This window comes from Cupriavidus ulmosensis (assembly GCF_977008105.1).
Window position 1 is genome coordinate 166849 of sequence record NZ_CDRMWP010000002.1, and the last position, 21999, is coordinate 188847.

Here is a 21999-nt window from a genome sequence, read left to right on the forward strand (position 1 = left end):
CGATGGACCTGCGGCAACGCGAGCACATCGACACGGTAGTCCAGCTCACCACGCACGCCGGCGCGCCGTTGCCGTGCCTGCCGCGCGCGCCCGAGACCATCATCCAGAATTCCTGGCGGCGCTGCGTGCACCAGTACGGGCTCGACCCCGCGCGCATGCAGCAGGCCCGCATCCTGCCGCAGACGCGGCTGCGCGAGCACCAGCAGCGCATCGACGATTTCACCCGCATCGCCCGCCACGGCCTGCAGACGCTCTACGGCCAGGTGGCCGGCATGGGCTATGTGGTGCTGCTCACCGACGCGCAGGGCGTGACCGTGGACTACCTCGGCGACGCCAATGCCGACGCGCGCCTGCGCCGCGCCGGCCTGTACCTGGGCGCGCAGTGGAGCGAAGCCGGCGCCGGCACCTGCGCGGTGGGCACCGCGCTGGCCACCGGGCAGGCGCTGACGGTGCACCAGGCCGACCATTTCGACGCCACCCACATCCCGCTGACCTGCACCGCCGCGCCGCTGTTCGACTCGCACGGCAGCCTCTGCGCCATCCTCGACATCTCCGCGCTGACCTCGCCGCAGGCCAAGGACAGCCAGGGGCTGGCGCTGCAGATGGTGCGCATCTACGCCAGCCACATCGAGAACGCCAGCTTCCTGCGCAGCCACCGCGAGGACTGGATCCTCAAGCTCGACGCGGCGCCGGAATTCGTCGACGTGAACCCGGAATACCTGCTCGCGCTCGACGCCGCCGGCCGCGTGAGCGGCCACAACCGGCGCGCGCAGCAGATGCTGGAGGCCGAGCTTGGCGCGGGCGGCGGCGTATCGAGCGTATCGACCGTATCGACCGTATCGACCGTATCGGGCGCGCCGGTGCTGGGCATGGCCTTCGAGGCGCTGTTCGACGCCCGCCTGGACGAGCTCGGCCGCTTCGTCCATTCGCGCCCGAGCGAGCAGCGCGCGCTGGCGCTGTCGCGCAGCGGCAGGCGGCTCTACCTGAGCGTGATGCCGCCGGCGCCGCGCTGGCAGCCGGCCGTGGTGGCGCGCGGCGCGCCGCTGCAGGCGCCGCTGGCCGCCCTGTGCGGCGGCGATGCCGCGCTGCAGCAGCAATTGCAGCGCGCCGCCCGGCTGGTGGATTCGCCGATCAACCTGCTGATCAACGGCGAGACCGGCAGCGGCAAGGAATACCTCGCCAAGGCGCTGCACCAGGCCAGCGCGCGCCGCGGCGGGCCGTTCGTGGCGGTCAACTGCGCGGCGATTCCCGAGACGCTGATCGAGAGCGAACTGTTCGGCCACCTGCCCAACAGCTTCTCCGGCGCCGGCCCGCGCGCCAAGCGCGGCCTGATCCAGGAAGCGGACGGCGGCACGCTGTTCCTCGACGAGATCGGCGACATGCCGCGCGAGCTGCAATCGCGCCTGCTGCGCGTGCTGGCCGAAGGCGAGGTGCTGGCCATCGGCGCCGCGCGGCCGGTGCCGGTCAACGTGCGCGTGATTTCCGCCACGCACCATCCGCTGGATCAACTGGTGAGCAGCGGGCGCTTCCGCGAAGACCTGTATTACCGTCTCAACGGCGCGCGCCTCGTGCTGCCGCCGCTGCGCGAGCGCACCGACCTGGACTGGCTGATCGGCAAGATGCTCGGCGCGGGCGGCGGCGCCGTCAGTGCCACCGTCAGCCTGTCGCCGGCGGCGCGCGCGCGCCTGCATGCGCATGCGTGGCCCGGCAACCTGCGCGAACTGCGCAACGCGCTCGAATACGCGCGCGCGGTCTGCACCGGCGGCCATGTCGAAGTGGAAGACCTGCCCGAAGGCATCGGCGCCGCACCGCGGCAACCGGGTTTGCTGGCGCCCGCGCTGCCGCCTGCCGGCGCGGCGGCGCCAGCGGTCCAGCCGGCGCCGGTCGCCGGCCCCGGTCCGCACTCTGATCCGCACTTCGATCCGCACCAGCTTCCGCCCGAAGGCATGCTGCTGATGCAGTACCTGCGCGCGGCGGGCTGGAACCTCAGCGCGGTGGCGCGCCAGATCGGCGTGAGCCGCATGACGCTGTACCGCCGCATGGCGCGCTATGGCATCGCCTCGCCCAACCAGCGCGACGCGCCGCACTGACCGCGCGACAGGTGTCGCGCGGCTTGACACCTGATGCTGTGACACCTGTCACAGCGCGGCCCCGGCTGTCTCGCCGGCAGCCGTTTTTTCTGCGGGTAATCCCGCAATTTTTCCGCGCTTTTGCTGCCTCGCCCGCGTGTGCGCCGGGTGGCACGCCCATTGCGATATGCCTGCCACAAGATAAAACGGCAGGAGACCAGGCATGGGTGAGCAGACGCTGGCCGCGCGGCCGCTGGTGGGCATCATCGCCAATCCGATCTCGGCGCGCGACATCCGCCGCGTGATCGCCAACGCCAATACGCTGCAGCTGGCCGACCGCGTCAACATCGTGCTGCGCCTGCTGGCCGCGCTCGCCGCCTGCGGCGTGGGCCGCGTGCTGATGATGCCGGACCGCGAAGGCATGCGCGTGCTGTTGGCGCGCCACCTGACGCGCCGCCAGGGGCCGGACGCCGCGCTGCCCGAAGTGGCCTACCTCGACATGCCCGTCACCGCGCGCGTGGACGACACCTTCCAGGCCGCGCGCATGATGCGCGAGGCGGGCGTGGCCGCCATCATCGTGCTCGGCGGCGACGGCACCCATCGCGCGGTGGTGCGCGAATGCGGCCGCGTGCCGATTGCCGGCATCTCCACCGGCACCAACAACGCCTATCCCGAAATGCGCGAGGCCACCATCACCGGCCTCGCCACCGGCCTGTTCGCCAGCGGGCGCATTCCCGCCGCGCAGGCGCTGGCCGCCAACAAGCGGCTCGACGTCCGCATCGCCGGCGAACACGAAGTGCGCCACGACATCGCCCTGGTGGACGCCGTGATCTCGCACGAGCATTTCATCGGCGCGCGCGCGTTGTGGAAGACCGAGACGCTCGGCGCCGTGTACCTCGCCTTCGCCGATCCGCAGGCCATCGGCCTGTCCGCCATCGGCGGGCTGCTCGAGCCGGTCGGGCGCCACGAGCCCGGCGGCCTCGCCATCGAGCTTGCCGCCGCCGGCGAGGGCCGCTTCGACCTGCGCGCGCCGATCGCGCCCGGGCTGCTCAGCGCCGTGCCCATCGCCGGCTGGGAGCGCCTCGCCGACGGCGTGCCGCACCGCGTGCGCCAGCGCAGCGGCATCGTCGCGCTGGACGGCGAGCGCGAGCTGGTGTTCGGCGCGCGCGACGAAGTCACCGTGACGCTGCGCGAGCGCGCCTTCCTCAGCCTCGACGTGGCCGCCTGCATGCGCTACGCCGCCGCCGCCGGGCTGATGCGCTGCGGGCGCGCGCCGCCGCCCGCTTCCTGCCCGCCAACGCTTGCCGATAGCCTTACCGCTGCCACAAAACCATGAAGGAGACAGCCATGACCACCCCAGCCAGCCAGCACACCTTGCCGCTCGGCAAGGAAGACCTGCTCGCCGTGTACCGCCGCATGCGCACCATCCGCGATTTCGAGGAGCGCCTGCACGTGGACTTCGGCCGCGGCGACATTCCCGGCTTCGTCCACCTCTACGCCGGCGAGGAAGCCGCCGGCGTCGGCATCCTGCATCACCTCGGCGACGGCGACCGCATTGCCAGCACGCACCGCGGCCACGGCCACTGCATCGCCAAGGGCGTGGATCCGGCGGCGATGATGAAGGAGATCTACGGCCGCAAGGGCGGCTCGTGCAACGGCAAGGGCGGCTCCATGCATATCGCCGACCTGTCCAAGGGCATGATGGGCGCCAACGGCATTCTCGGCGCGGGCGCGCCGCTGATCTGCGGCGCCGCGCTGGCCGCCAAGTTCCGCGGCAAGGGCGAGGTCGGCATCACGTTCGCCGGCGACGGCGCCTCCAACCAGGGCACCTTCCTCGAAAGCCTGAATCTGGCCGCCGTGTGGAACCTGCCGGTGATCTTCGTGATCGAGAACAACGGCTACGCCGAGTCCACCGCGCGCGAGTACGGCACCGCCGTGGACAGCTACGTCGACCGCGCCGCCGGCTTCGGCATTCCCGGCGTGACCGTGGACGGCACCGACTTCTTCGCCGTGCACGAGGCCGCCGGCGAAGTCATCAAACGTGCCCGCGAAGGCGGTGGCCCCGCGCTGCTCGAATGCAAGATGGTGCGCTTCTACGGCCATTTCGAGGGCGACGCGCAGACCTACCGCGCTAGCGGCGAGCTCGACGACATCCGCGCCAACAAGGACTGCCTGAAGAAATTCGCCGCCACCGTGACGCAGGCCGGCGTGATCGCCCCCGAAGAACTGAAGGCCATCGACGAGCAGGTCGCCGCGCTGATCGAGGACGCCGTGCAGCAGGCCAAGGCTGCGCCGTTCCCCACCGCCGCCGACCTGCTCACCGACGTCTACGTCAGCTACTGAGCGCATCGCAGACCGGACCGCACGAACAGCACAGACAGGAGACCACACCATGTCCCGCAAACTCAGCATGAAGCTGGCGATCAACGAAGCGATCGACCAGGAAATGACCCGTGACCCGAGCGTGATCATGCTCGGCGAGGATATCGTCGGCGGCGCCGGCGCGGACGGCGAGAAGGACGCCTGGGGCGGCGTGCTCGGCGTCACCAAGGGCCTCTACGCCAAGCACGGCGACCGCCTGCTCGACACGCCGCTGTCCGAGTCCGCCTACGTCGGCGCGGCCATCGGCGCGGCGGCCTGCGGCATGCGCCCCATCGCCGAGCTGATGTTCATCGACTTCATGGGCGTGTGCTTCGACCAGATCTTCAACCAGGCCGCCAAGTTCCGCTACATGTTCGGCGGCAAGGCCGAGACGCCGGTGGTGATCCGCGCGATGGTCGGCGCGGGCTTTCGCGCGGCGGCCCAGCACAGCCAGATGCTCACGCCGCTGTTCACGCACATCCCGGGGCTCAAGGTGGTGTGCCCGTCCACGCCCTACGACACCAAGGGCCTGCTGATCCAGGCCATCCGCGACAACGACCCCGTCATCTTCTGCGAGCACAAGAACCTGTACGGCTTCGAAGGCGAGGTGCCGGAGAACTCGTACGCGATTCCGTTCGGCGAGGCCAATATCGTGCGCGACGGCAAGGATGTTTCGATCGTCACCTATGGCCTGATGGTGCACCGCGCGCTGGAAGCCGCCGCCACGCTGGCCAAGGAAGGCATCGAGGCCGAGGTGGTGGACCTGCGCAGCCTGTCGCCGCTGGACATCGACACCGTGCTGGAGACCGTGGAAAACACCGGCCGCCTGGTGGTGGTGGACGAAGCCAGCCCGCGCTGCAACATCGCCACCGACATTGCCGCGCAGGTCGCGCAGCGGGCTTTCGGCGCGCTCAAGGCCGGCATCGAGATGGTGTGCCCGCCGCACACGCCGGTGCCGTTCTCGCCCGCGCTGGAAGACCTCTATATCCCCAGCGCGGCGCAGATCGCCGAGGCCGCGCGCAAGACCGTGAAGGGAGGAAAACACTGATGGCCGAGATCACCCCGATCGTCATGCCCAAATGGGGCCTGTCGATGAAAGAAGGCACCATCAACGACTGGCTGGTGGAAGAGGGCGCGCAGATCACCGTGGGCATGCCCATCCTCGACGTGGAAACCGACAAGATCGCCAACGCCGTGGAAGCGCCCGACGCCGGCACGCTGCGCCGCAAGGTCGCCGCCGTGGGCGACGTGCTGCCGGTCAAGGCGCTGCTCGGCGTGCTGGCCCCGCCCGAGGTCAGTGACGCCGAGATCGACGCCTACGTGGCCGCGTACGAAACCCCCGCCGCCGATGAAGACGACGCCGAAGCGGGCGCCGCCGCGTACCAGTTCATCGACATCGACGGCATCCGCGTGCGCTACGCCAGGCGCGGCGAAGGCGCCGAGACCGTGCTGTTCCTGCACGGCTTCGGCGGCGACCTCGACAACTGGCTGTTCAACCTCGACGCGCTGGCCGAGACGCACACCGTGGTCGCGCTGGATCTGCCCGCGCACGGCCAGTCCACGCCCAGGCTGCCCGGCACCACGCTGGCCGCGCTGGCCGGCTTCGTCGCGCAGTTCATGGACGCGCTCGACATTGGCCAGGCGCATCTGGTCGGCCACTCGATGGGCGGCGGCGTGGCCGCGCAACTGGCCGTGGACGCGCCGCAGCGCGTGCGCTCGCTGGCGCTGGTCTCGCCGGTCGGCCTCGGCGACGAGATCAACAACGGCTACACCGAAGGCTTCGTCAACGCGCAATCGCGGCGCGACCTCAAGCCGGTGATCGAACTGCTGTTCGCCGACACCGGCCTGGTCAGCCGCCAGATGCTGGACGACCTGCTCAAGTACAAGCGCCTCGACGGCGTGACCGAGGCCCTGGCCAGCCTCGGCGCCAGCCTGTTCGGCGGCGGCCGGCAGACCGAACAGCCGGGCCGCAGGCTCGGCGACAAGCCGGTGCTGGTGGTGTGGGGCGCGCAGGACCACGTCATTCCGCCGGCCCATGCGCAGAACGCGCCGGCCGGGGCCACCGTCAAGGTGTTCGACGACGCCGGGCATATGAGCCAGATGGAGCGGGCTGGGGAGTTCAATGCGTTGTTGCGGGCGCATTTGGGAGGGTGAAGAGGGGGGTGAAGAGGGTCGTGGAACGTGAAAGGCACTTTCGTATCTATTCAATATCTATTCATATTCCACGGCAAAGATTGGAGAAGACGTTGCTAAGCGATTGATATACAATAATTTTCTCGTACATCGATCCATTCAGTATCTATTCATGTCTGCCCACATCACCGCGCTGCTCGACGCGCTTGGCAGTGGCCCCGCCAACGCGGGGTACCTGTGCGAGCGGCTGGGGATTAGCCAGCCTACGTTGTCGCGCCGCATCGCGGCCGCGAGCGACCGTGTGCTGCGCATCGGCAAGGCCAAGGCCGCGCAGTATCTGGCGCGCCGCAGCGTGGCGGGGCAGGCCCAGCTGGCGTTGTACCGTGTCACGGCCGCCGGCAGGCTGGAGCAATGGGGCGAACTGTTGCCGGTCCATCCGGGCTTTGTCGTGCGCGAGGCGGGCCAGCCCGATCGTCACTTCGAAGGCCTGCCGTGGTGGCTGCAGGACATGCGCCCGCAGGGTTTTCTAGGCCGGCACTGGGCGCGCCAGCGCGCCGCCGGGCTCGGCCTGCCCGACGACCCGAGGAACTGGACTGACGACCACGTGCTGGTCGCGCTGGCGGCGGGGCAGCATGACGTGACCGGCAACCTGCTGCTGGGCGACCTGAGCCGCGACGCCTGGCTCGCGCAACGGCCGGAAGGCATCGCCGCCGGCGAGCGCGCGCAACGCTTTCCGGAACTGGCGGCGCGCTCGATGGCGGGCGAGCGGATCGGCTCCAGCGCCGGCGGCGAGCAGCCGAAGTTCGCGGTCCAGGTGGATGGGCGGGATGTGCTGGTCAAGTTCAGCGCCGCGCAGGACAGCGCGATCAGCCAGCGCTGGCGGGATTTGCTGCTGGCCGAGCACCTGGCCCTGCAGCACCTGGCAGGGCACGGCTTGCCCGCGGCGCAGAGCGAATTGCTGGATGCCGGCGGCCAGCGCTTCTTGCAGGTCGCCCGCTTCGACCGCACCGAGCAGGGCGGCCGGCGCGGCGTGGTGTCGCTGGCCGCGCTGGACGCGGAGTTCGTCGGACGCCGCAGCAGTGCGTGGCCGGCCGTGACGGACGCGCTGTTCGCGCAGGGCGTGATCACGCAGCAAGCACATCATGATGCCGGCCGGCTCTATGCCTTCGGCCGGCTGATCGGCAACACGGACATGCATTTCGGCAACCTGGCCTTCCTGCATGACGGCGCGCTGCCGTTTCCGCTGACGCCGACCTACGACATGCTGCCGATGGGCCTGCGGCCCCACGACAGCGGCGCCATGCGCGACGACCTCGACCCGCTCACGCCGCCCGCGCAGCCGCCGGTCGCGGTCTGGCACGAGATGCTGCCGCTGGCCCGCGCTTACTGGCAGCGGCTTGCCGGCCATCCGCTGGCCAGCGCGGGATTCGCCGCGATTGCCGGCCGGCAGCAGGCATGGCTGGATGACGTCGGCCAGCAACTCGAACGGCTGGCCTGAAGGCAAGTCACCACTCGGGCGAGGGCGAGGTGGTATTGAACAGCGGTATCCGTGCAACGTCACCACACTACGGCGCAACCCATGCCCTTCACCCCCTTCACCCCCGACCCAACCGACCCCGATCCCCTCCACGCCGAGCACGCCATGCTCGAGCAGGCCGCCGCCGGCCGCTGGCTGTCGCACCTGTGGCAGGCGCCGGTGTCGCTGGTGGTGCCGCGCAGCTACCTGCGCCATGCGCAACTGGAAGCCGCGCGCCGTGACTTCGCCGCGCGCGGCTGTCCGGTATGGCTGCGGTTGTCCGGCGGCGGGCTGGTGCCGCAGGGCCCGGGCATCCTCAACCTGAGCCTGGCCTACCCGGTGCGCGGCGGCGCGGGCACGCACGCGGAACGCGTCTACCTGCACCTGTGCGAAGTGCTGGCCGGCGCGCTGGCCGAGCTTGGGTTGCGCACGCACTGGCAGGCCGTGGATGGCTCTTTCTGTGACGGCCGCTTCAATCTCGCGTGGGGGCCGCAGACGGACGCGCGCAAGATCGCCGGCACGGCGCAATACTGGCGCCGGGCGGCCGGCGCCGCCGATGCCGCGCTGCACGTGGTGCTGGCCCACGCCGTGCTGCTGGTGGCGGCGGAGCCGGAGGAGATCAACCGGCGCGCCAACGATTTCGAGGCCGCCATCGGCAGCGGCCGCCGCTACCGCGCCGACAAGGTGGTGAGCGTGGCTGGCGCGCTGGCGCGAAGCGGGCAGGCCGTGCCGGCAGCATTGGAGGAGCTCACCGCCAACGCCCTGCGGCGCGCGCTGGCCGCCAACCCGCCCGCCTTCGCGGTGCTTGCAGCGTGAGGCGGGCCGGGATTCGTCGGTATTGACGATTTCCCGCGGCGGCGGCCGTGGCAAACTATCCGGCAAGACGCATCCGGGGATGGGCCCGGCGCAGCGCAGACAACCGGAGACAAGACATGGCGGGACCGTTGGCGGGACTGAAGGTGGTGGAGATGGTCGGGCTCGGCCCGGCGCCGTTCTGCGCGATGATGCTGGCGGACCAGGGCGCCGAGGTGATCCGCGTCGACCGGCCGCGCGCGCCCGGCGCGCCCGCCGCCACCAGCGCCGGCAAGGCCCGCTGCGACGTGACCGCGCGCGGCCGCCGCTCGCTGGCCATCGACCTGCGCAAGCCCGGCGCGGCGCAGACCGTGCTGGACCTGATCGCCCGCGCCGACGTGCTGATCGAAGGCTTCCGCCCCGGCGTGATGGAGCGCCTGGGCCTGGGCCCCGACGCTTGCCTCGCGCGCAACCCCGCGCTGGTGTACGGCCGCATGACCGGCTGGGGCCAGCACGGGCCGCTCGCGCAGGCCGCCGGCCACGACATCAACTACATCGCCATCGCCGGCGCGCTGCACGCCATCGGCCGCCCGGACCGGCCGCCGGCGGTGCCGCTCAACTACATCGGTGACTTTGGCGGCGGCGGCATGCTGCTGGCGTTCGGCGTGATGTGCGCGCTCGCCGAGGCGCGCCAGTCCGGCAAGGGACAGGTGGTGGACGCTGCCATGACCGACGGCACCGCGCTGCTCGGCGCCATGATGTACGGCTTCAAGGCCGGCGGGCGCTGGAGCAACCAGCGCGGCGACAATCTGCTCGACGGCGCCGCGCATTTCTACGACACCTACACCTGCGCCGACGGCAAATACGTGGCCGTGGGCGCCATCGAGCCGCAGTTCTACGCGCTGCTGCGCGAGCGCTGCGGGCTGGACGACCCGGCCTTCGACGCGCAACTGGACAAACGCCAGTGGCCCGCGCTCAAGGCCCGCATGGCGCAGATGTTCCTGACCCGCACGCGCGACCAATGGTGCGAACTGCTCGAAGGCAGCGATGCCTGCTTCGCGCCCGTGCTCGACTGGGACGAAGCGACCCGCCACCCGCACAACCGCGCGCGCGAGACCTTCCTGGAAATCGACGGCGTGGTGCAGCCGGCCCCGGCCCCGCGCTTCAGCCGCACGCCGGCTGGCGTGCCGAGCGCGCCGGTGGAACCGGGGGCGGACAGCGAGGCGATTCTGCGGGATTGGGGCGTGGGCGCCGAGGCGATTGCAGCGTTGCGTGCGGATGGCGCGGTCTGAGGCGACAGGTTCGGCAACAAGGGTTAAAAGTTGTTGCCGATGGGTTTGGGCGATACGACGGAATCTATACTGGCTATGTCGCTGCGATCGTGGCGACCCGGGGTGAGAGCCGGAATGTGAGAGAACGGACGACTGCTGCCAGATGGTATTCTTTCGTCCGTTGTGCCTTTGTACGCCTCTACGGGCGGGCCTGGGCGGGGGGCCTTCGGGCCCGCCGGTCGCCTCTCTTCCGGTCTCTCAACCACGCCTTGTGCCCGCCCACCCGTTTGAGAGCGATTGGGCGGATTCCAGATCGTTCAAGAGAGAGGCATACACCATGCGTCAGTCTTCGCTCGCCCATCTCGGGCAGACAGCCGTTCCCATCATCACCCTCCCGCGCGCATCCGTATCGTTCAGGAGGGCGCGCCATGCCTAAACACACCCGCTACGGCATCACCGCCGAACACACCGGCGCCGACCTGTTCGTCACGTCCCACGCGCCATCCGAAACGCCCTTGAGCCTGGCGACAGAGAAAGCAGGCCAGCTTTACGCACTGCTCTGCATGACCGGCGACTATGCCGCGTCAGGCAATGCGTGCGGGGCGTTGAATCAGGAAGTACAAAGCGGAATTTTCTCACTGGCAGCGGAGCTCGCGCATGAGACGCTTGTGCTGAGCGAACTGGCAGCGCTGCGGAAGCAGGAAACTGTTTTGGCGGAATGAGGCCAGTGACCCGGCACGTTTTCGCGCATTGCTGATACGTGTTGCGCAGCCCGGCAAGCGCTTGCGCTTGCCGGCTTCGTCGGTGCATCTGCATGCCAGTCGCTCGAGATAGCCAATCAAGATGCATATCTTCCAGGAGCGTGACATGCTGATCGAGAAATGGGGCAACAGCCTCGCCGTGCGCTTGCCGCCGAGCGTGGTGGAAGCGCTGGCGCTGCGCGAGGGCGACGACATCGAAATCGTGATCAACGCATTGCGTACCGCTGCAATACGCAAGAAACCGGGCGCCGACGAACTGCTGTCGCGGCTGCGCCGTTTCCGCGGCAAGTTGCCTGCCGACTTCAAGTTTCGCCGCGGCCAGGCCAATGCGCGATAGCCGGCAACGCAGCAGGACGACCGCGGACGCCACCATTTCACGGCATCAGAAAGCCAAAAGCCACCGCTAGGGTGGCTTCGACTCTATCGCAGACTGCGGCGTCACCGGCTTAGGGCCCTCCGGGAGGGGCGGGAGTGGGATCGCAGTTGCCTACGAGCCGGATAGTAGCGCTTAGCGTATCGCCAATCAAGCCCGGAGACGAGCCCGATCTCGCGCTGTACCGCCGCAGACGAGTCCAGCCCCGAAGAACCGATGCAGGAGTAATCCGAGAGGATTGCCATGATTCCTGCATCTTGTTTTTCATATCCGAACGGATATAATTCATGATCGAGAAACGCAAGCTCTTGTATTGGGAAGGGTCCTCGAAAAAGGACTTCAAGGCATTTCCCGTCCCCGTCCAGAAGGATATGGGAGTCGCGCTGTTCGTGGTCCAGTTGGGCGGCACGCCTGATTCGGCCAAGCCTTGGAAAGGCTTGGGTCCCGGGGTGTACGAGCTGGTGGAAGACCATCGGGGTGACACCTTCCGGGCGGTCTACTCCGTACTGATCGGCGATGCAGTGCATGTGCTGCATGCGTTTCAGAAAAAGTCCAAGTCCGGCATCGCCACGCCGCAGCCGGACGTGGAATTGATAGAGAGGCGGTTGAAGGCTGTGCTCACCCGTTACGGGGTGAGCGGGAGAACATGATGAGTCACAAGCACGATATTCAGGGCACCGACAACGTACTGGCAGACCTCGGTTTCGACGACGCCGAAGACCTGTCCGCAAAGGCCGCGCTCGCGTTCAAGTTCAATGCGCTGCTCGACAAGCGGGGCCTGAGCCAGACGGAGGCGGCCGCCATTACCGGCATGACCCAGCCCAAGGTGTCCCAGGTCCGCCGCTACAAGCTCCAGAACATTTCGCTGGAGCGGCTGATGCAGGCGCTGGTGTCGCTCGACCAGCATGTGGAGATCGTGGTGCAGCCCGCGCGTCATGCGCATGCTCGCGGCATTACGGTTGCTGCGTGATAGGTCGTCCGCGGAAAATCGGCCCGGAGGCACGATGAAGTTCGCCTACGAAGATATGAGCGAGGATCAGTTCGAGAAACTGATCGTTTTTTTGTGCCAGCGCTTGCTTGGCGTTTCTGTGCAGGGTTTCGCCAAGGGGCGTGACGGCGGGCGCGATGCCAAGTTCGTCGGCACGGCCGAACTGCACCCAAGCAAGGCTGCGCCTTGGGTCGGGACGACTATCGTTCAGGCCAAGCATACTAACGGCTACAACCGGAATTTCTCGGAATCCGACTTCTTCAGCAAGAATGCGGCCAACACGGTGCTTGGCAAGGAAATTTCACGTATCAAGGCATTGCGCGACGCCAAGCAACTCGATCACTACATGCTATTCGCCAATCGGCGTTTGGCTGGCAATGCCGAGAGCGAGATACGAGGATATATTGCTGAGCAATGCGGTATTCCTGCTTCATCGATCTACTTGTGCGGTTTGGAGCAACTGGAAGTCTTGTTGAAGACGTTTCCCGACGTTGCCGGAAAGGCGAATCTTGACCCAGTCGATTCACCCCTGATCGTCAGTCCGGATGATCTTGCCGAGGTTGTTCAGGCGCTGGCCAGGCAGAAGGATGGCGTGTCGGCAATGCTTGACGATCCGCCTACCGGACGCGTGACCTATGAGCAGAAAAATCGGCTGAACAACATGACTGCCGACTACGCCAAGGCGCAACGCAAGAAGTACTTGAAGGAGACCGCGCAGATCAGTGCCTTCCTGGCGGCACCTGAGAATCTTGAATTGCTGCGCATGTATGAGTCAGTGGTCGATGAGTTTCAACTCAAGATCATTGCGAAGCGTAAGGACTACCAGAGCTTCGATGATGTGATGGAGTACCTGGTGGACCTGCTGTTCAGTCGCGACCCGGTGCTGCGCCAGCATGCACATAAGCGGCTGACCCGCGCTGTGTTGTTCTATATGTACTGGAACTGCGATATCGGGGAGGTGGGTGATGTTGCGGCCAACTAAGCACTCGCATCCGGATCGTACAGTTATCAATGTTTCGCTGTTATTGTTGACGCGATTGAAAGCTCGTCGCGTGGATGAGTATGATGCGTTGCGAAAGTACGCGAAGAAAGCCGTCATTGGTGGCGATGTGCTGTTCCTGCCGGCGCTGAACTTTCTTTATTTGATGGGGCTGATCGACTATCGCCCCAAGACAGATGCAGTGGAATATGTAGGGCCCAATGAAGCTATCTAAACTCTATTCGAACAAACCAGATCTGTTCGAGTCAGTGGACTTCGCGCATGGCCTGAATGTGGTGTTGGCTGAAATTCGTTTGCCGGAGAACCGTGAAAAGGACACGCACAACCTGGGGAAAAGCACCCTGGGGCGCCTGCTCGACTTTGGGTTTCTTGCCGCGCGCGACACTAGTTTCTTTCTCTTCAAACACCTCGATCTTTTCAAGGACTTTATTTTTTTCCTGGAGATAGAACTGGAGGATGCCTCATTCGTCACGATACGGCGTGGAGTGGAAGAGGCGACCAAGATCAGTTTCAAGAAGCATGAAGCCAGACATCAAGACTTCTCTTCGTTGTCGATCCTGGAGTGGGACCACCAGGAGGTACCATTTGATCGCGCTCGTGACCTGCTCGACGGTTTGCTCGATTGGCGCGCACTCAAGCCGTGGTCGTATCGCAAAGGGCTTGGCTATCTACTACGCTCACAGGAGGACTTCCGCGAGGTGTTCCAACTGCGAAAATTCGCGTCAAAGCATGCGGACTGGAAACCATTCCTCGCACACATGCTGGGGTTCGATGCGGGATTGATTGCCCTGCACTACGAGAAGGAGGAAGAACTGTCCAGGAAGCAGGACACCGCGCAGACCATCAAGAATGAGCTGGGCGGGTCCATCGAGGACATTAGCAAGATTGAAGGCATTCTCTTGCTCAAGCAGAAGGAAGCAGAGAAGAAGCAGAAACTACTCGATGCCTTTGATTTCCGTGTTCAAGACAAGGACAGAACCAAGCAGCTAGTCGATGATATCGACGAGCGTATCGCTGTGCTCAATGGCGAGCGTTATTCACTGACTCAGAACAGGAAGAAAATACTGGCTTCGCTGGAAGCGGATCAGATCCTGTTCAATCCGGATGAGGCGCAGCGCTTGTTTGAGGAGGCCGGGGTCCTATTCAAGGGACAGGTTAAGAAAGATTTTCAGCAATTGATTGCTTTCAACAGGGCAATTACTGACGAGCGTCGTGGCTATCTGCAGGAAGAGCGCGCAGAGGTCGAATCCGAGTTGAAACGGGTCAATGTGGAACTTAGCCAGTTGGGAAAGAAGCGCTCAGACATGCTTTCTTTCTTGAGCGGAACTGATATCTTCGGCAAATACAGGCAGGTCTCGGACGACATGGTGACGCTTAGAGCGGATATCACATCTCTGGAGCGCCAGCGCGGCTTCCTTCATCGCCTGCAGGAATTGCGTGCGGACATCCGGGCATTGACAGAGGAACGAGGCCATCTACAGACTCAGATTGAAGCTGACGTCGAGAAGCAGAACTCGGATCCGAACAGTCTATTCTCCACGATACGTGTCTTCTTCAGTGAGATCGTCGAGGAAGTGATTGACCGTAAAGCATTGCTGAGCGTCTCTCCGAATCAGGCCGGGCATCTGGAATTCAAGGCGGAGATTCTGGATGAATCGGGCAATGCGACCAGCGCCGATCTTGGGTACACATATCGCAAACTGCTGTGCATTGCATTTGACTTGGCTGTGCTGCGGGCTCACCTTGACGACAAGTTTCCACGCTTCGTCTACCACGATGGTGTATTCGAATCACTGGATGACCGCAAGAAAGAAAACTTGCTTGCGGTCATTCGTCGCTATGCCGAGTTGGGTCTGCAACCTGTCGTCACCTTGATCGACTCGGATTTGCCTGCCCGAACCGATGACGGCACCGTGTTTGCTGCGGAAGAAATCGTCCTCGCCTTGCACGACGAGGGAGAACAGGGACGTCTGTTCAAGATGCGAGCCTGGTGAGGTACTGTCAGTCGGTGGCACGTCACCACAAGGCGAGGCTGTGGCATGGGGTCTTCCGAATCGCTGGCCAATGACCAAAACATCGCGATATTGCGGTTAGTGGGCGTACTCTGCCTGCGGGGTTGGGTTGCGATGACAGGCCGATAATGACCGCGATCCTGGTTGGAATCCCGGTCCGAATCGCTTCCGCCGCCCGGACAATTCCTCTTCCTCAACTCACCCCGCCGGCCCCAATATCCGCTCAACGAACGCCGCCTCCAGCCCAACCCCCAGGAAGCGCGCAATCTCCACGATCTGTCCATACAGCATCCACTGCCCGTGATGCACCGCGCAGCCTTGCTCGCGCGCGGCCTTGAGCAGGGGTGTGTCGCCGTCGCGCACCACGGCTTCGCAGACCAGCGTGCCGGCGGCGAGCCGGGTTGCGGGGACCGGCAGCGGGTCGGTATCGCGCAGGCCGAGCGCGGTGGCGTTGACCACCACGTCGAAGCCGGCGGGGTCGTCGCCGCCGGCGCGGATGTTCACCGCGGGCAGGATGGCTTTCAGGCTGGCCGCGAGTTCGGCGGCCTTGGCGGCGGAGCGGTTGTGGATGACCAGTTCGGCCGGCTGCTCGCGGGCGATGGCGTAGGCCATCGATTTGCCGGCGCCGCCGGCGCCGAGTTGCAGCACGCGCTTGCCGGCGAGGCGGTGGCCGCGTTCGCGCAGGCCGGCCACGAAGCCGTCGCCGTCGAAGTTGCCGCCGATCCAGTGGCCTTGCGCGCGGTCGAAGCGCATGGCGTTGACGGAGCCGACCAGGCGGGCGGTTTCGGTCAGCGCGCCGCAGGCGGCGACCACGGTTTCCTTGTGGGGGATCGTGACCACGAGGCCGTCGAGGTTCTGCGCGCCGGCCACGCCGGCGAGGAAGGCCGGCAGTTGCGCGGGCTCGACGTGCAAGGGCACGCAGGTCGCGTTCAGGCCCTGGCGGGCGGCGGAGGCGTTGAATAGCTGCGGCGTGCGCACGTGCGCGACGGGCGCGGCGATGATGCCGACAAGGCGGGTATTGCCGTCGATCTGCATGGCGGGTGTGGGAAGGGAAACGGGGAGATGGGAAAAAGGGGAGAAAGCGAGAAAAAGCGGGAGGGACGCGCGCCCTCCCGCCGTGCGCAGCCGGCTTAGATGCCCGCCATGCAGGTGTACTTGATGACGAGGTAATCCTCGATGCCGTAGTGCGAGCCCTCGCGGCCCACGCCCGATTGCTTGACGCCGCCGAACGGCGCGACCTCGTTGGAGATCAGGCCAGTGTTGACGCCGACCATGCCGTACTCCAGCCGCTCGGACACGCGCCATACGCGGCCGAGGTCGCGCGCGTAGAAGTAGCTGGCGAGGCCGAACTCGGTGTCGTTGGCCAGGGCCACCACTTCGTCTTCGGTCTCGAAGCGGAACAGCGGCGCGAGCGGGCCGAAGGTTTCCTCGCGCGCGACCAGCATGTTGGGCTTGACGTCGGCCAGCACGGTGGGCTCGAAGAACGACTGCCCCAGCGCATGGCGCTTGCCGCCTTCCAGCACGCGCGCGCCCTTGGCGAGGGCGTCGGTGATGTGTTCCTCGACCTTGGCCACGGCCTTGCCGTCGATCAGCGGGCCGATGCGCACGCCGTCGTCCATGCCGTCGCCTACCTTGAGCGCGCGCACGGCGGCCACCAGTTTCTCGGCGAAGGCGTCATAGACCTTGCTGTGCACGTACAGGCGGTTGGCGCAGACGCAGGTCTGGCCGGCATTGCGGTACTTGGAGACGATGGCGCCTTCCACCGCGGCGTCGAGGTCGGCGTCGTCGAAGACGATGAAGGGCGCGTTGCCGCCCAGTTCCATCGATACCTTCTTGATGGTGGAGGCGGTCTGCGCCATCAGCGTGCGGCCCACTTCGGTGGAGCCGGTGAAGGTGAGCTTGCGCACCAGCGGGTTGGTGCTGAGCTCGCCGCCGATGGCGCCGGCCGAGCCGGTGATCACCGACAGCACGCCGGCGGGGATGCCGGCGCGCTCGGCCAGCACCGCCATCGCCAGCGCGGTCAGCGGCGTCTGCGAGGCGGGCTTGACCACCATCGTGCAGCCGGCCGCCAGCGCGGGGCCGGCCTTGCGCGTGATCATGGCCGCCGGGAAGTTCCACGGCGTGATGGCCGCGCACACGCCGACCGGCTCCTTGGTGACGACGATGCGCTGGTTGCTGACCGGCGCGGGAATGGTCTCGCCGTAGACGCGCTTGCCTTCCTCGGCGAACCACTCGATGAACGAGGCCGCGTAGGCGATCTCGCCGCGCGCCTCGGCGAACGGCTTGCCCTGCTCGGCGGTCATGATGCGGGCCAGGTCGTCCTGGTTGGCCAGCAGCAGTTCGAACCACTTGCGCAGCAGCGCCGAGCGGTCCTTGGCGGTGCGCGCGCGCCATGCCGGCAGCGCGCGGTTGGCGGCCTCGATGGCCTGGCGCGTTTCATCGGCGCCGAGCTGCGGTACCTGGGCCACGCGCGCGCCGGTGGCGGGGTTGGTGACGTCGATATGACGCTCGCCGTCGATCCAGCGGCCGTCGACATAGCACTGCTGGCGCAGCAGGGAGGGGTCTTGGAGGTTCAGCATGGTCTGGTTCCGTAGCGGTGTTGGGGGATGGGCGGCGAGCCACAGGCGGCAGATTAGCAGGATGCGCGCGCACGCGCTGGCGCATGTGGCGGCGTCCGACCGGGAAGTTGTTTCAAAATGAAGCGAAGCGGTCTTGGCTAGGCGTGCGGCCGCAGACAGTACAAGTCGTACGACAAGGCCGCGCAACGACGCCAGGATCTTTTTGAAACGACTTCCTAGCCGGCGATGTACAGGCCGCCGTTGACGTGCAGCACTTCGCCGGTGACGAAGCTGGCCGCGTCGCTGCACAGGAAGCCGATCGCGGTGGCGATCTCGCGCGGGTGGCCGAGGCGCTTGAGCGGGGTCTGCTCGATGGAGTCGGCGCCGCGTTTCTGGATCAGCTCGGTGGTCATCGGGGTCTCGATCACGCCGGGCGATACAGCGTTGACGCGCGTGCGCGGCCCGAGTTCCCGCGCCAGGCTGCGCGTGAGGCTGAGCAGGCCGCCCTTGGAGGCCGAATAGTGCGCATTGTAGTAAGCGCCGCGGTGCGCGGCCACCGAGGTCAGGTTGACGATGGCGCTGTTCTCGCGCAGCGCGGGAATGGCGCGGCGCACAAGATAGAACACGCCGTCGAGGTTGATGGACAGCGTCTGGCGCCATTGCGCGTCGCTCATCTCCGCGACCGGCTGCGCCTGGTACAGGCCGGCCGAGGGCACCAGGAAATCGATGCCGCCGAAACGCTCCTGCGCCAGCGCCACGGCGCGCGCGCAGTCGTCGGGGCTGGCGGCGTCCATGCGCAGCGTGGCGATACGTTCGCCGGCGGGGTCGAGTTCGCGCGCGAAGCCGGCTAGGCCGGTTTCGTCCAGGTCGGTCAGCACGAGGTTGGCGCCGTGCGCGAGGAACAGCCGGGCCGTCTCGCGGCCGATGCCGCCATTGGCGCCGGTCAGCAGCAGGGTGCGTTGGTCGAAGTTGTACATGCTTTGTCTCTCCAGGAATGCGGCGCGGCTTCAGATATGCAGCGCGCGCCCGTAGGCCGCCAGCACCGCTTCGTGCATGGCCTCGGACATGGTGGGGTGGGGCAGCACGGCGGCCATCAGGTCGGCCTCGGTGGTTTCCAGCGTCTGCGCGATGGCGTAGCCCTGGATCATCTCGGTGACTTCGTCGCCGACCATGTGGGCGCCGAGCAGCTCGCCGCTGCCTTCGTCGAACACCACCTTGACCAGCCCGCCGGTGCTGCCCAGCGCGATGGCCTTGCCGTTGGCGGCGAACGGGAACTTGCCGACCCGGATCTGGTGGCCGCGCGCGCGCGCCTGCGCCTCGGTCAGGCCCACGCTGGCCACCTGCGGATGGCTGTAGGTGCAGGCCGGAATGCGAGCGGGGTCGAGCGCGTGCGGCTGCAGCCCGGCGATGTGCTCCACGCAGATCACGCCTTCGTGGCTGGCCTTGTGCGCGAGCCACGGCGGGCCGGCCACGTCGCCGATGGCGTAGACGCCGGGCTCCGCCGTGCGGCCGAACCCGTCGGTGACGATGTGCGTCTTCTCGACCTTGACCGCGGTGTTCTCCAGCCCGATGCCCTCCACGTTGCCGACGATGCCGGCGGCCACCAGCACCACGTCGGCCTCGATCTTCGCGCCATCCGGCTTGCCGCCTTGCAGCGTGACCGTCCAGCCGGCCCCGGCGCGTTCGGCCTGCGCGATGCCGGTGGACGTATGCAGCACGATGCCGTCGCGCGCCAGGCTGCCTGCCACCTGCGCGGAGATGTCGGCGTCTTCCACCGGCAGGATGCGGTCCGCCATTTCGATCACCGTCACGTGCGCGCCGACCGCGTGGTAGAAGCTGGCGAACTCGATGCCGATGGCGCCGGCGCCCACGATCAGCATGCGCCGCGGCAGCGCCGGCGGCGCGAGCGCCTCGCGGTAGCTCCACACGGTCTTGCCGTCGGCGGGCAGCGCGGGCAACTGGCGCGCGCGCGCGCCGGTGGCGAGCACGATGTGCGCGGACGATACCGTGCGCGTCCTGCCATCCGGCGCGGTGATGTCCAGCCGGCCTTTGCCGGCGAGGCGGCCGTGGCCTGTGAGCACGGTCACGCCGTTCTTCTTCATCAGGCCCGTCACGCCCTTGTTGAGCTGCGCGGCCACCGCGCGCGAGCGCGCCACCATCGCGGGCAGGTCGGCGGCCGGCGCCGCCACCTTGATGCCGTAGGCGGCCGCGTCCCGCACCAGTCGCAGCACGTCGGCCGAGCGCAGCAGCGCCTTGGTCGGGATGCAACCCCAGTTCAGGCAGATGCCGCCCAGTTGCGCCTTCTCCACCAGCGCGGTCTTCATGCCGAGCTGCGCGGCGCGGATGGCGGCCACGTAGCCGCCCGGCCCGCCGCCGACCACGATCATGTCAAACGAGGCATTGTCCACGTCGCGGTCCTCAGATCAGCATCGCCAGCGGGTTTTCCAGCAGGCGCTTGAACGCGGCCAGCCACTGCGCGGCCAGCGCGCCGTCGATGGCGCGGTGGTCCACCGACAGCGTGCAGCGCATCACCTGCCCCGCGCGCAGCGCGCCGTCCTCGACCACCGGCACCGCCTGCGTGGCGCCCACGGCGAGGATGGCGGCCTGCGGCGGGTTGATGATGGCGGAGAACTCGGACACGCCGAACATGCCGAGGTTGCTCACGCTGAAGCTGCCGCCCTGGTATTCCTCGGGCCGCAGTTGCGAGGCGCGCGCGCGCGCGGCGAGGTCGGCGATTTCCTCGCTGATGCGCGACAGCGGCTTCTGGTCGGCCGCGCGCACGATGGGCGTGATCAGCCCGGCGTCGGTGGAGACCGCCACGGCGATGTCGGCCTGGTGGTACTGGCGCATGGCCGCGTCGGTCCAGCCGACGTTGGCGGCGGGCACTTCGCGCAGCGCCACGGCCACGGCGCGCACGACGAAATCGTTGACCGAGATCTTGCGCGGCGCGGCGGCGTTGATCTCCGCGCGCAGCGCCAGCAGGCGCTCCATGCGGCAGTCCGCCGTGAGGTAGAAATGCGGGATGGTGGACTTGCTCTCGCCCAGCCGGCGCGCGATGGTGCGGCGCATATTGCTGTGCGGGATCTCGGTGAACGCGGCGGTGGCCGGTGTGTTGGCCTGCGCCTGCGGCGCGACCGGGGGCGCGCTCGCGGGCGCGGGAACCGCCGCGGCCTGCTCGACATCGCGCTTGACGATGCGGCCGTTCGGCCCGCTGCCGCGCAGCGCGGCGAGGTCGAGGCCGCGCTGCGCGGCCAGCCGGCGCGCCAGCGGGCTGGCGAAGACGCGGGCGGCCTGCGTTGCGTTGCCGCCAGCAACGTCGACAGCGGCGGGCGGGGCGGTTTCCGCTGGCGCCTCCGCCTGCGATGCCGGCGCACCGCCAGCCGCGGCGATCAGCGCACCCACGTCCACGCCGGTCTCGCCGCCGGCGAGCAGCACGCCGATCGGCGCGCCGACTTCCACGTCCTGCCCGGCCGCGACCAGGCGGCGGCCCAGCACGCCGGCGGTGTCGGCGTTGAGCTCGACCACGGCCTTGTCGGTCTCGATCTCGGCGATGCAGTCGCCCACGGCCACGGCATCGCCTTCGTTCCTGGTCCACGCTTGCAGCGTGGCGTGGGTGGCATTGGCCGCCACCTCGGGCATGCGCAACAGGGTGGCCATGTCAGGCGGTCCTCGCTTGGTGCAGGTCGGGGCGGTAGGCCGCGATGTCCGCGTATTGCACGATCTCGAGCACGTTGCCCTCGGGGTCGCGGCAGAAGGCCAGGTAGGTGCCGGGGCGCACTTCCACGCGCTGCGGGCCGGTGAGGAATTCCACGCCGGCGGCCAGCAGCTTGTCGACCACGGCCTGGATGTCCGCCACGATGAAGGTGAGATAGGTGGCGTTGGCCTTGTCGAGGATGTAGGCGGGCGCGGCCTCGGGCGCGGGCGCCTGGGCCGGCGCGAGCAGCTTGATGCGTTCGCCGTAGGGCGTCTGCAGGCGCACCGCGGTATAGCCGGCCGCGTGCATGGCGGCCTGCGCGGCCTTGTCGGCGGGCACGGCGACTTCGCTGACGAAGGTCAGGCCCAGCACCTGCTCGTAGAAGCGGCGCATGCGCGGCAGGTCGCGCACGGCGATGCCGACCTCCAGGGGGACGATCATGTTCAGGCTCATCGGAATTCCTTTGCTGTG

21 protein-coding genes are annotated in these 21999 nt (G+C 67.4%); 15 read left to right on the plus strand and 6 right to left on the minus strand.

Features of this window, described 5'->3' with window-relative positions:
• Nucleotides 1–2 precede the first annotated feature (2 nt).
• From ACWTPI_RS20695 to ACWTPI_RS20765, 15 genes are all read left to right on the plus strand, one after another.
• The gene (locus tag ACWTPI_RS20695; protein ID WP_454732578.1) at nucleotides 3–2090 is read left to right on the plus strand and encodes a sigma-54-dependent Fis family transcriptional regulator; all 2088 of its coding nucleotides are present in this window, start codon (nucleotides 3–5) and stop codon (nucleotides 2088–2090) included.
• Nucleotides 2091–2292: 202 nt separating this feature from the next.
• Nucleotides 2293–3405 (plus strand): ATP-NAD kinase family protein, encoded by a 1113-nt coding sequence (locus tag ACWTPI_RS20700; RefSeq protein WP_454732579.1) that lies wholly within the window; start codon nucleotides 2293–2295, stop codon nucleotides 3403–3405.
• An 11-nt stretch (nucleotides 3406–3416) separates the two neighbouring features.
• Nucleotides 3417–4412: a thiamine pyrophosphate-dependent dehydrogenase E1 component subunit alpha gene (locus ACWTPI_RS20705; protein WP_454732580.1), complete on the plus strand. Its 996-nt coding sequence runs from the start codon at nucleotides 3417–3419 to the stop codon at nucleotides 4410–4412.
• Between the two features lie 49 nt (nucleotides 4413–4461).
• Nucleotides 4462–5478, plus strand: coding sequence for an alpha-ketoacid dehydrogenase subunit beta (locus tag ACWTPI_RS20710; protein ID WP_020202480.1), 1017 nt, complete (start codon nucleotides 4462–4464; stop codon nucleotides 5476–5478).
• Nucleotides 5478–6584: an acetoin dehydrogenase dihydrolipoyllysine-residue acetyltransferase subunit gene (locus tag ACWTPI_RS20715; protein WP_020202481.1), complete on the plus strand. Its 1107-nt coding sequence runs from the start codon at nucleotides 5478–5480 to the stop codon at nucleotides 6582–6584. The genes ACWTPI_RS20710 and ACWTPI_RS20715 overlap by 1 nt, the downstream gene beginning before the upstream one ends.
• A gap of 151 nt (nucleotides 6585–6735) precedes the next feature.
• The gene (gene yjjJ, locus ACWTPI_RS20720) at nucleotides 6736–8061 is read left to right on the plus strand and encodes a type II toxin-antitoxin system HipA family toxin YjjJ (protein ID WP_454732581.1); all 1326 of its coding nucleotides are present in this window, start codon (nucleotides 6736–6738) and stop codon (nucleotides 8059–8061) included.
• An 81-nt stretch (nucleotides 8062–8142) separates the two neighbouring features.
• Nucleotides 8143–8895 (plus strand): lipoyl protein ligase domain-containing protein, encoded by a 753-nt coding sequence (locus ACWTPI_RS20725; protein ID WP_020205453.1) that lies wholly within the window; start codon nucleotides 8143–8145, stop codon nucleotides 8893–8895.
• Between the two features lie 116 nt (nucleotides 8896–9011).
• Nucleotides 9012–10163 (plus strand): CaiB/BaiF CoA transferase family protein, encoded by a 1152-nt coding sequence (locus ACWTPI_RS20730; RefSeq protein ID WP_454732582.1) that lies wholly within the window; start codon nucleotides 9012–9014, stop codon nucleotides 10161–10163.
• A 407-nt stretch (nucleotides 10164–10570) separates the two neighbouring features.
• Nucleotides 10571–10864, plus strand: coding sequence for a hypothetical protein (locus tag ACWTPI_RS20735; RefSeq protein ID WP_454732583.1), 294 nt, complete (start codon nucleotides 10571–10573; stop codon nucleotides 10862–10864).
• Between the two features lie 145 nt (nucleotides 10865–11009).
• Nucleotides 11010–11240, plus strand: a complete 231-nt coding sequence (locus ACWTPI_RS20740) for an AbrB/MazE/SpoVT family DNA-binding domain-containing protein (protein WP_454732584.1) — start codon at nucleotides 11010–11012, stop codon at nucleotides 11238–11240.
• 323 nt (nucleotides 11241–11563) lie between these two features.
• A complete protein-coding gene (locus tag ACWTPI_RS20745; RefSeq protein WP_454732585.1) occupies nucleotides 11564–11926 on the plus strand; it encodes a type II toxin-antitoxin system RelE/ParE family toxin in 363 nt (120 codons plus the stop codon).
• On the plus strand, nucleotides 11923–12246 hold the full coding sequence (locus tag ACWTPI_RS20750; RefSeq protein ID WP_454732586.1) for a helix-turn-helix domain-containing protein: 324 nt from the start codon (nucleotides 11923–11925) through the stop codon (nucleotides 12244–12246). Before ACWTPI_RS20745 ends, ACWTPI_RS20750 begins: the two co-directional genes overlap by 4 nt.
• A 34-nt stretch (nucleotides 12247–12280) precedes the next feature.
• Nucleotides 12281–13246 carry an ABC-three component system protein gene (locus ACWTPI_RS20755; RefSeq protein WP_454732587.1) on the plus strand — a complete coding sequence of 322 codons (966 nt, stop codon included), beginning with the start codon at nucleotides 12281–12283 and terminating at the stop codon, nucleotides 13244–13246.
• A 70-nt stretch (nucleotides 13247–13316) separates the two neighbouring features.
• Entirely contained in the window at nucleotides 13317–13478 is a 162-nt protein-coding gene (locus ACWTPI_RS20760; RefSeq protein WP_454732588.1) for an ABC-three component system middle component 8, read from the plus strand.
• Nucleotides 13465–15258 (plus strand): DUF2326 domain-containing protein, encoded by a 1794-nt coding sequence (locus ACWTPI_RS20765; protein WP_454732589.1) that lies wholly within the window; start codon nucleotides 13465–13467, stop codon nucleotides 15256–15258. The genes ACWTPI_RS20760 and ACWTPI_RS20765 overlap by 14 nt, the downstream gene beginning before the upstream one ends.
• A 216-nt stretch (nucleotides 15259–15474) precedes the next feature.
• Here the strand turns inward: ACWTPI_RS20765 and ACWTPI_RS20770 are convergent, their stop codons facing one another.
• From ACWTPI_RS20770 to ACWTPI_RS20795, 6 genes are all read right to left on the minus strand, one after another.
• Nucleotides 15475–16311, minus strand: coding sequence for a shikimate dehydrogenase family protein (locus ACWTPI_RS20770; RefSeq protein WP_454732590.1), 837 nt, complete (start codon nucleotides 16309–16311; stop codon nucleotides 15475–15477).
• A 95-nt stretch (nucleotides 16312–16406) separates the two neighbouring features.
• On the minus strand, nucleotides 16407–17855 hold the full coding sequence (gene gabD, locus ACWTPI_RS20775) for an NADP-dependent succinate-semialdehyde dehydrogenase (protein ID WP_059412106.1): 1449 nt from the start codon (nucleotides 17853–17855) through the stop codon (nucleotides 16407–16409).
• 215 nt (nucleotides 17856–18070) lie between these two features.
• The gene (locus ACWTPI_RS20780; protein WP_454732591.1) at nucleotides 18071–18811 is read right to left on the minus strand and encodes an SDR family NAD(P)-dependent oxidoreductase; all 741 of its coding nucleotides are present in this window, start codon (nucleotides 18809–18811) and stop codon (nucleotides 18071–18073) included.
• 30 nt (nucleotides 18812–18841) lie between these two features.
• Nucleotides 18842–20221, minus strand: coding sequence for a dihydrolipoyl dehydrogenase (lpdA, locus tag ACWTPI_RS20785; protein ID WP_454733984.1), 1380 nt, complete (start codon nucleotides 20219–20221; stop codon nucleotides 18842–18844).
• A 31-nt stretch (nucleotides 20222–20252) separates the two neighbouring features.
• A complete protein-coding gene (locus ACWTPI_RS20790; protein WP_454732592.1) occupies nucleotides 20253–21491 on the minus strand; it encodes a pyruvate dehydrogenase complex dihydrolipoamide acetyltransferase in 1239 nt (412 codons plus the stop codon).
• Nucleotide 21492: 1 nt separating this feature from the next.
• Nucleotides 21493–21981: a VOC family protein gene (locus ACWTPI_RS20795; protein WP_454732593.1), complete on the minus strand. Its 489-nt coding sequence runs from the start codon at nucleotides 21979–21981 to the stop codon at nucleotides 21493–21495.
• Between the last annotated feature and the right edge of the window lie 18 nt (nucleotides 21982–21999).

Coding starts and splice junctions, on each gene's coding strand:
- ACWTPI_RS20695 (WP_454732578.1), top strand. CDS start 3: ATGGACCTGCGGCAACGCGAGCACATCGACACGGTAGTCCAGCTCACC.
- ACWTPI_RS20700 (WP_454732579.1), top strand. CDS start 2,293: ATGGGTGAGCAGACGCTGGCCGCGCGGCCGCTGGTGGGCATCATCGCC.
- ACWTPI_RS20705 (WP_454732580.1), top strand. CDS start 3,417: ATGACCACCCCAGCCAGCCAGCACACCTTGCCGCTCGGCAAGGAAGAC.
- ACWTPI_RS20710 (WP_020202480.1), top strand. CDS start 4,462: ATGTCCCGCAAACTCAGCATGAAGCTGGCGATCAACGAAGCGATCGAC.
- ACWTPI_RS20715 (WP_020202481.1), top strand. CDS start 5,478: ATGGCCGAGATCACCCCGATCGTCATGCCCAAATGGGGCCTGTCGATG.
- yjjJ (WP_454732581.1), top strand. CDS start 6,736: ATGTCTGCCCACATCACCGCGCTGCTCGACGCGCTTGGCAGTGGCCCC.
- ACWTPI_RS20725 (WP_020205453.1), top strand. CDS start 8,143: ATGCCCTTCACCCCCTTCACCCCCGACCCAACCGACCCCGATCCCCTC.
- ACWTPI_RS20730 (WP_454732582.1), top strand. CDS start 9,012: ATGGCGGGACCGTTGGCGGGACTGAAGGTGGTGGAGATGGTCGGGCTC.
- ACWTPI_RS20735 (WP_454732583.1), top strand. CDS start 10,571: ATGCCTAAACACACCCGCTACGGCATCACCGCCGAACACACCGGCGCC.
- ACWTPI_RS20740 (WP_454732584.1), top strand. CDS start 11,010: ATGCTGATCGAGAAATGGGGCAACAGCCTCGCCGTGCGCTTGCCGCCG.
- ACWTPI_RS20745 (WP_454732585.1), top strand. CDS start 11,564: ATGATCGAGAAACGCAAGCTCTTGTATTGGGAAGGGTCCTCGAAAAAG.
- ACWTPI_RS20750 (WP_454732586.1), top strand. CDS start 11,923: ATGATGAGTCACAAGCACGATATTCAGGGCACCGACAACGTACTGGCA.
- ACWTPI_RS20755 (WP_454732587.1), top strand. CDS start 12,281: ATGAAGTTCGCCTACGAAGATATGAGCGAGGATCAGTTCGAGAAACTG.
- ACWTPI_RS20765 (WP_454732589.1), top strand. CDS start 13,465: ATGAAGCTATCTAAACTCTATTCGAACAAACCAGATCTGTTCGAGTCA.
- ACWTPI_RS20770 (WP_454732590.1), bottom strand. CDS start 16,311: ATGCAGATCGACGGCAATACCCGCCTTGTCGGCATCATCGCCGCGCCC.
- gabD (WP_059412106.1), bottom strand. CDS start 17,855: ATGCTGAACCTCCAAGACCCCTCCCTGCTGCGCCAGCAGTGCTATGTC.
- ACWTPI_RS20780 (WP_454732591.1), bottom strand. CDS start 18,811: ATGTACAACTTCGACCAACGCACCCTGCTGCTGACCGGCGCCAATGGC.
- lpdA (WP_454733984.1), bottom strand. CDS start 20,221: ATGATCGTGGTCGGCGGCGGGCCGGGCGGCTACGTGGCCGCCATCCGC.
- ACWTPI_RS20790 (WP_454732592.1), bottom strand. CDS start 21,491: ATGGCCACCCTGTTGCGCATGCCCGAGGTGGCGGCCAATGCCACCCAC.
- ACWTPI_RS20795 (WP_454732593.1), bottom strand. CDS start 21,981: ATGAGCCTGAACATGATCGTCCCCCTGGAGGTCGGCATCGCCGTGCGC.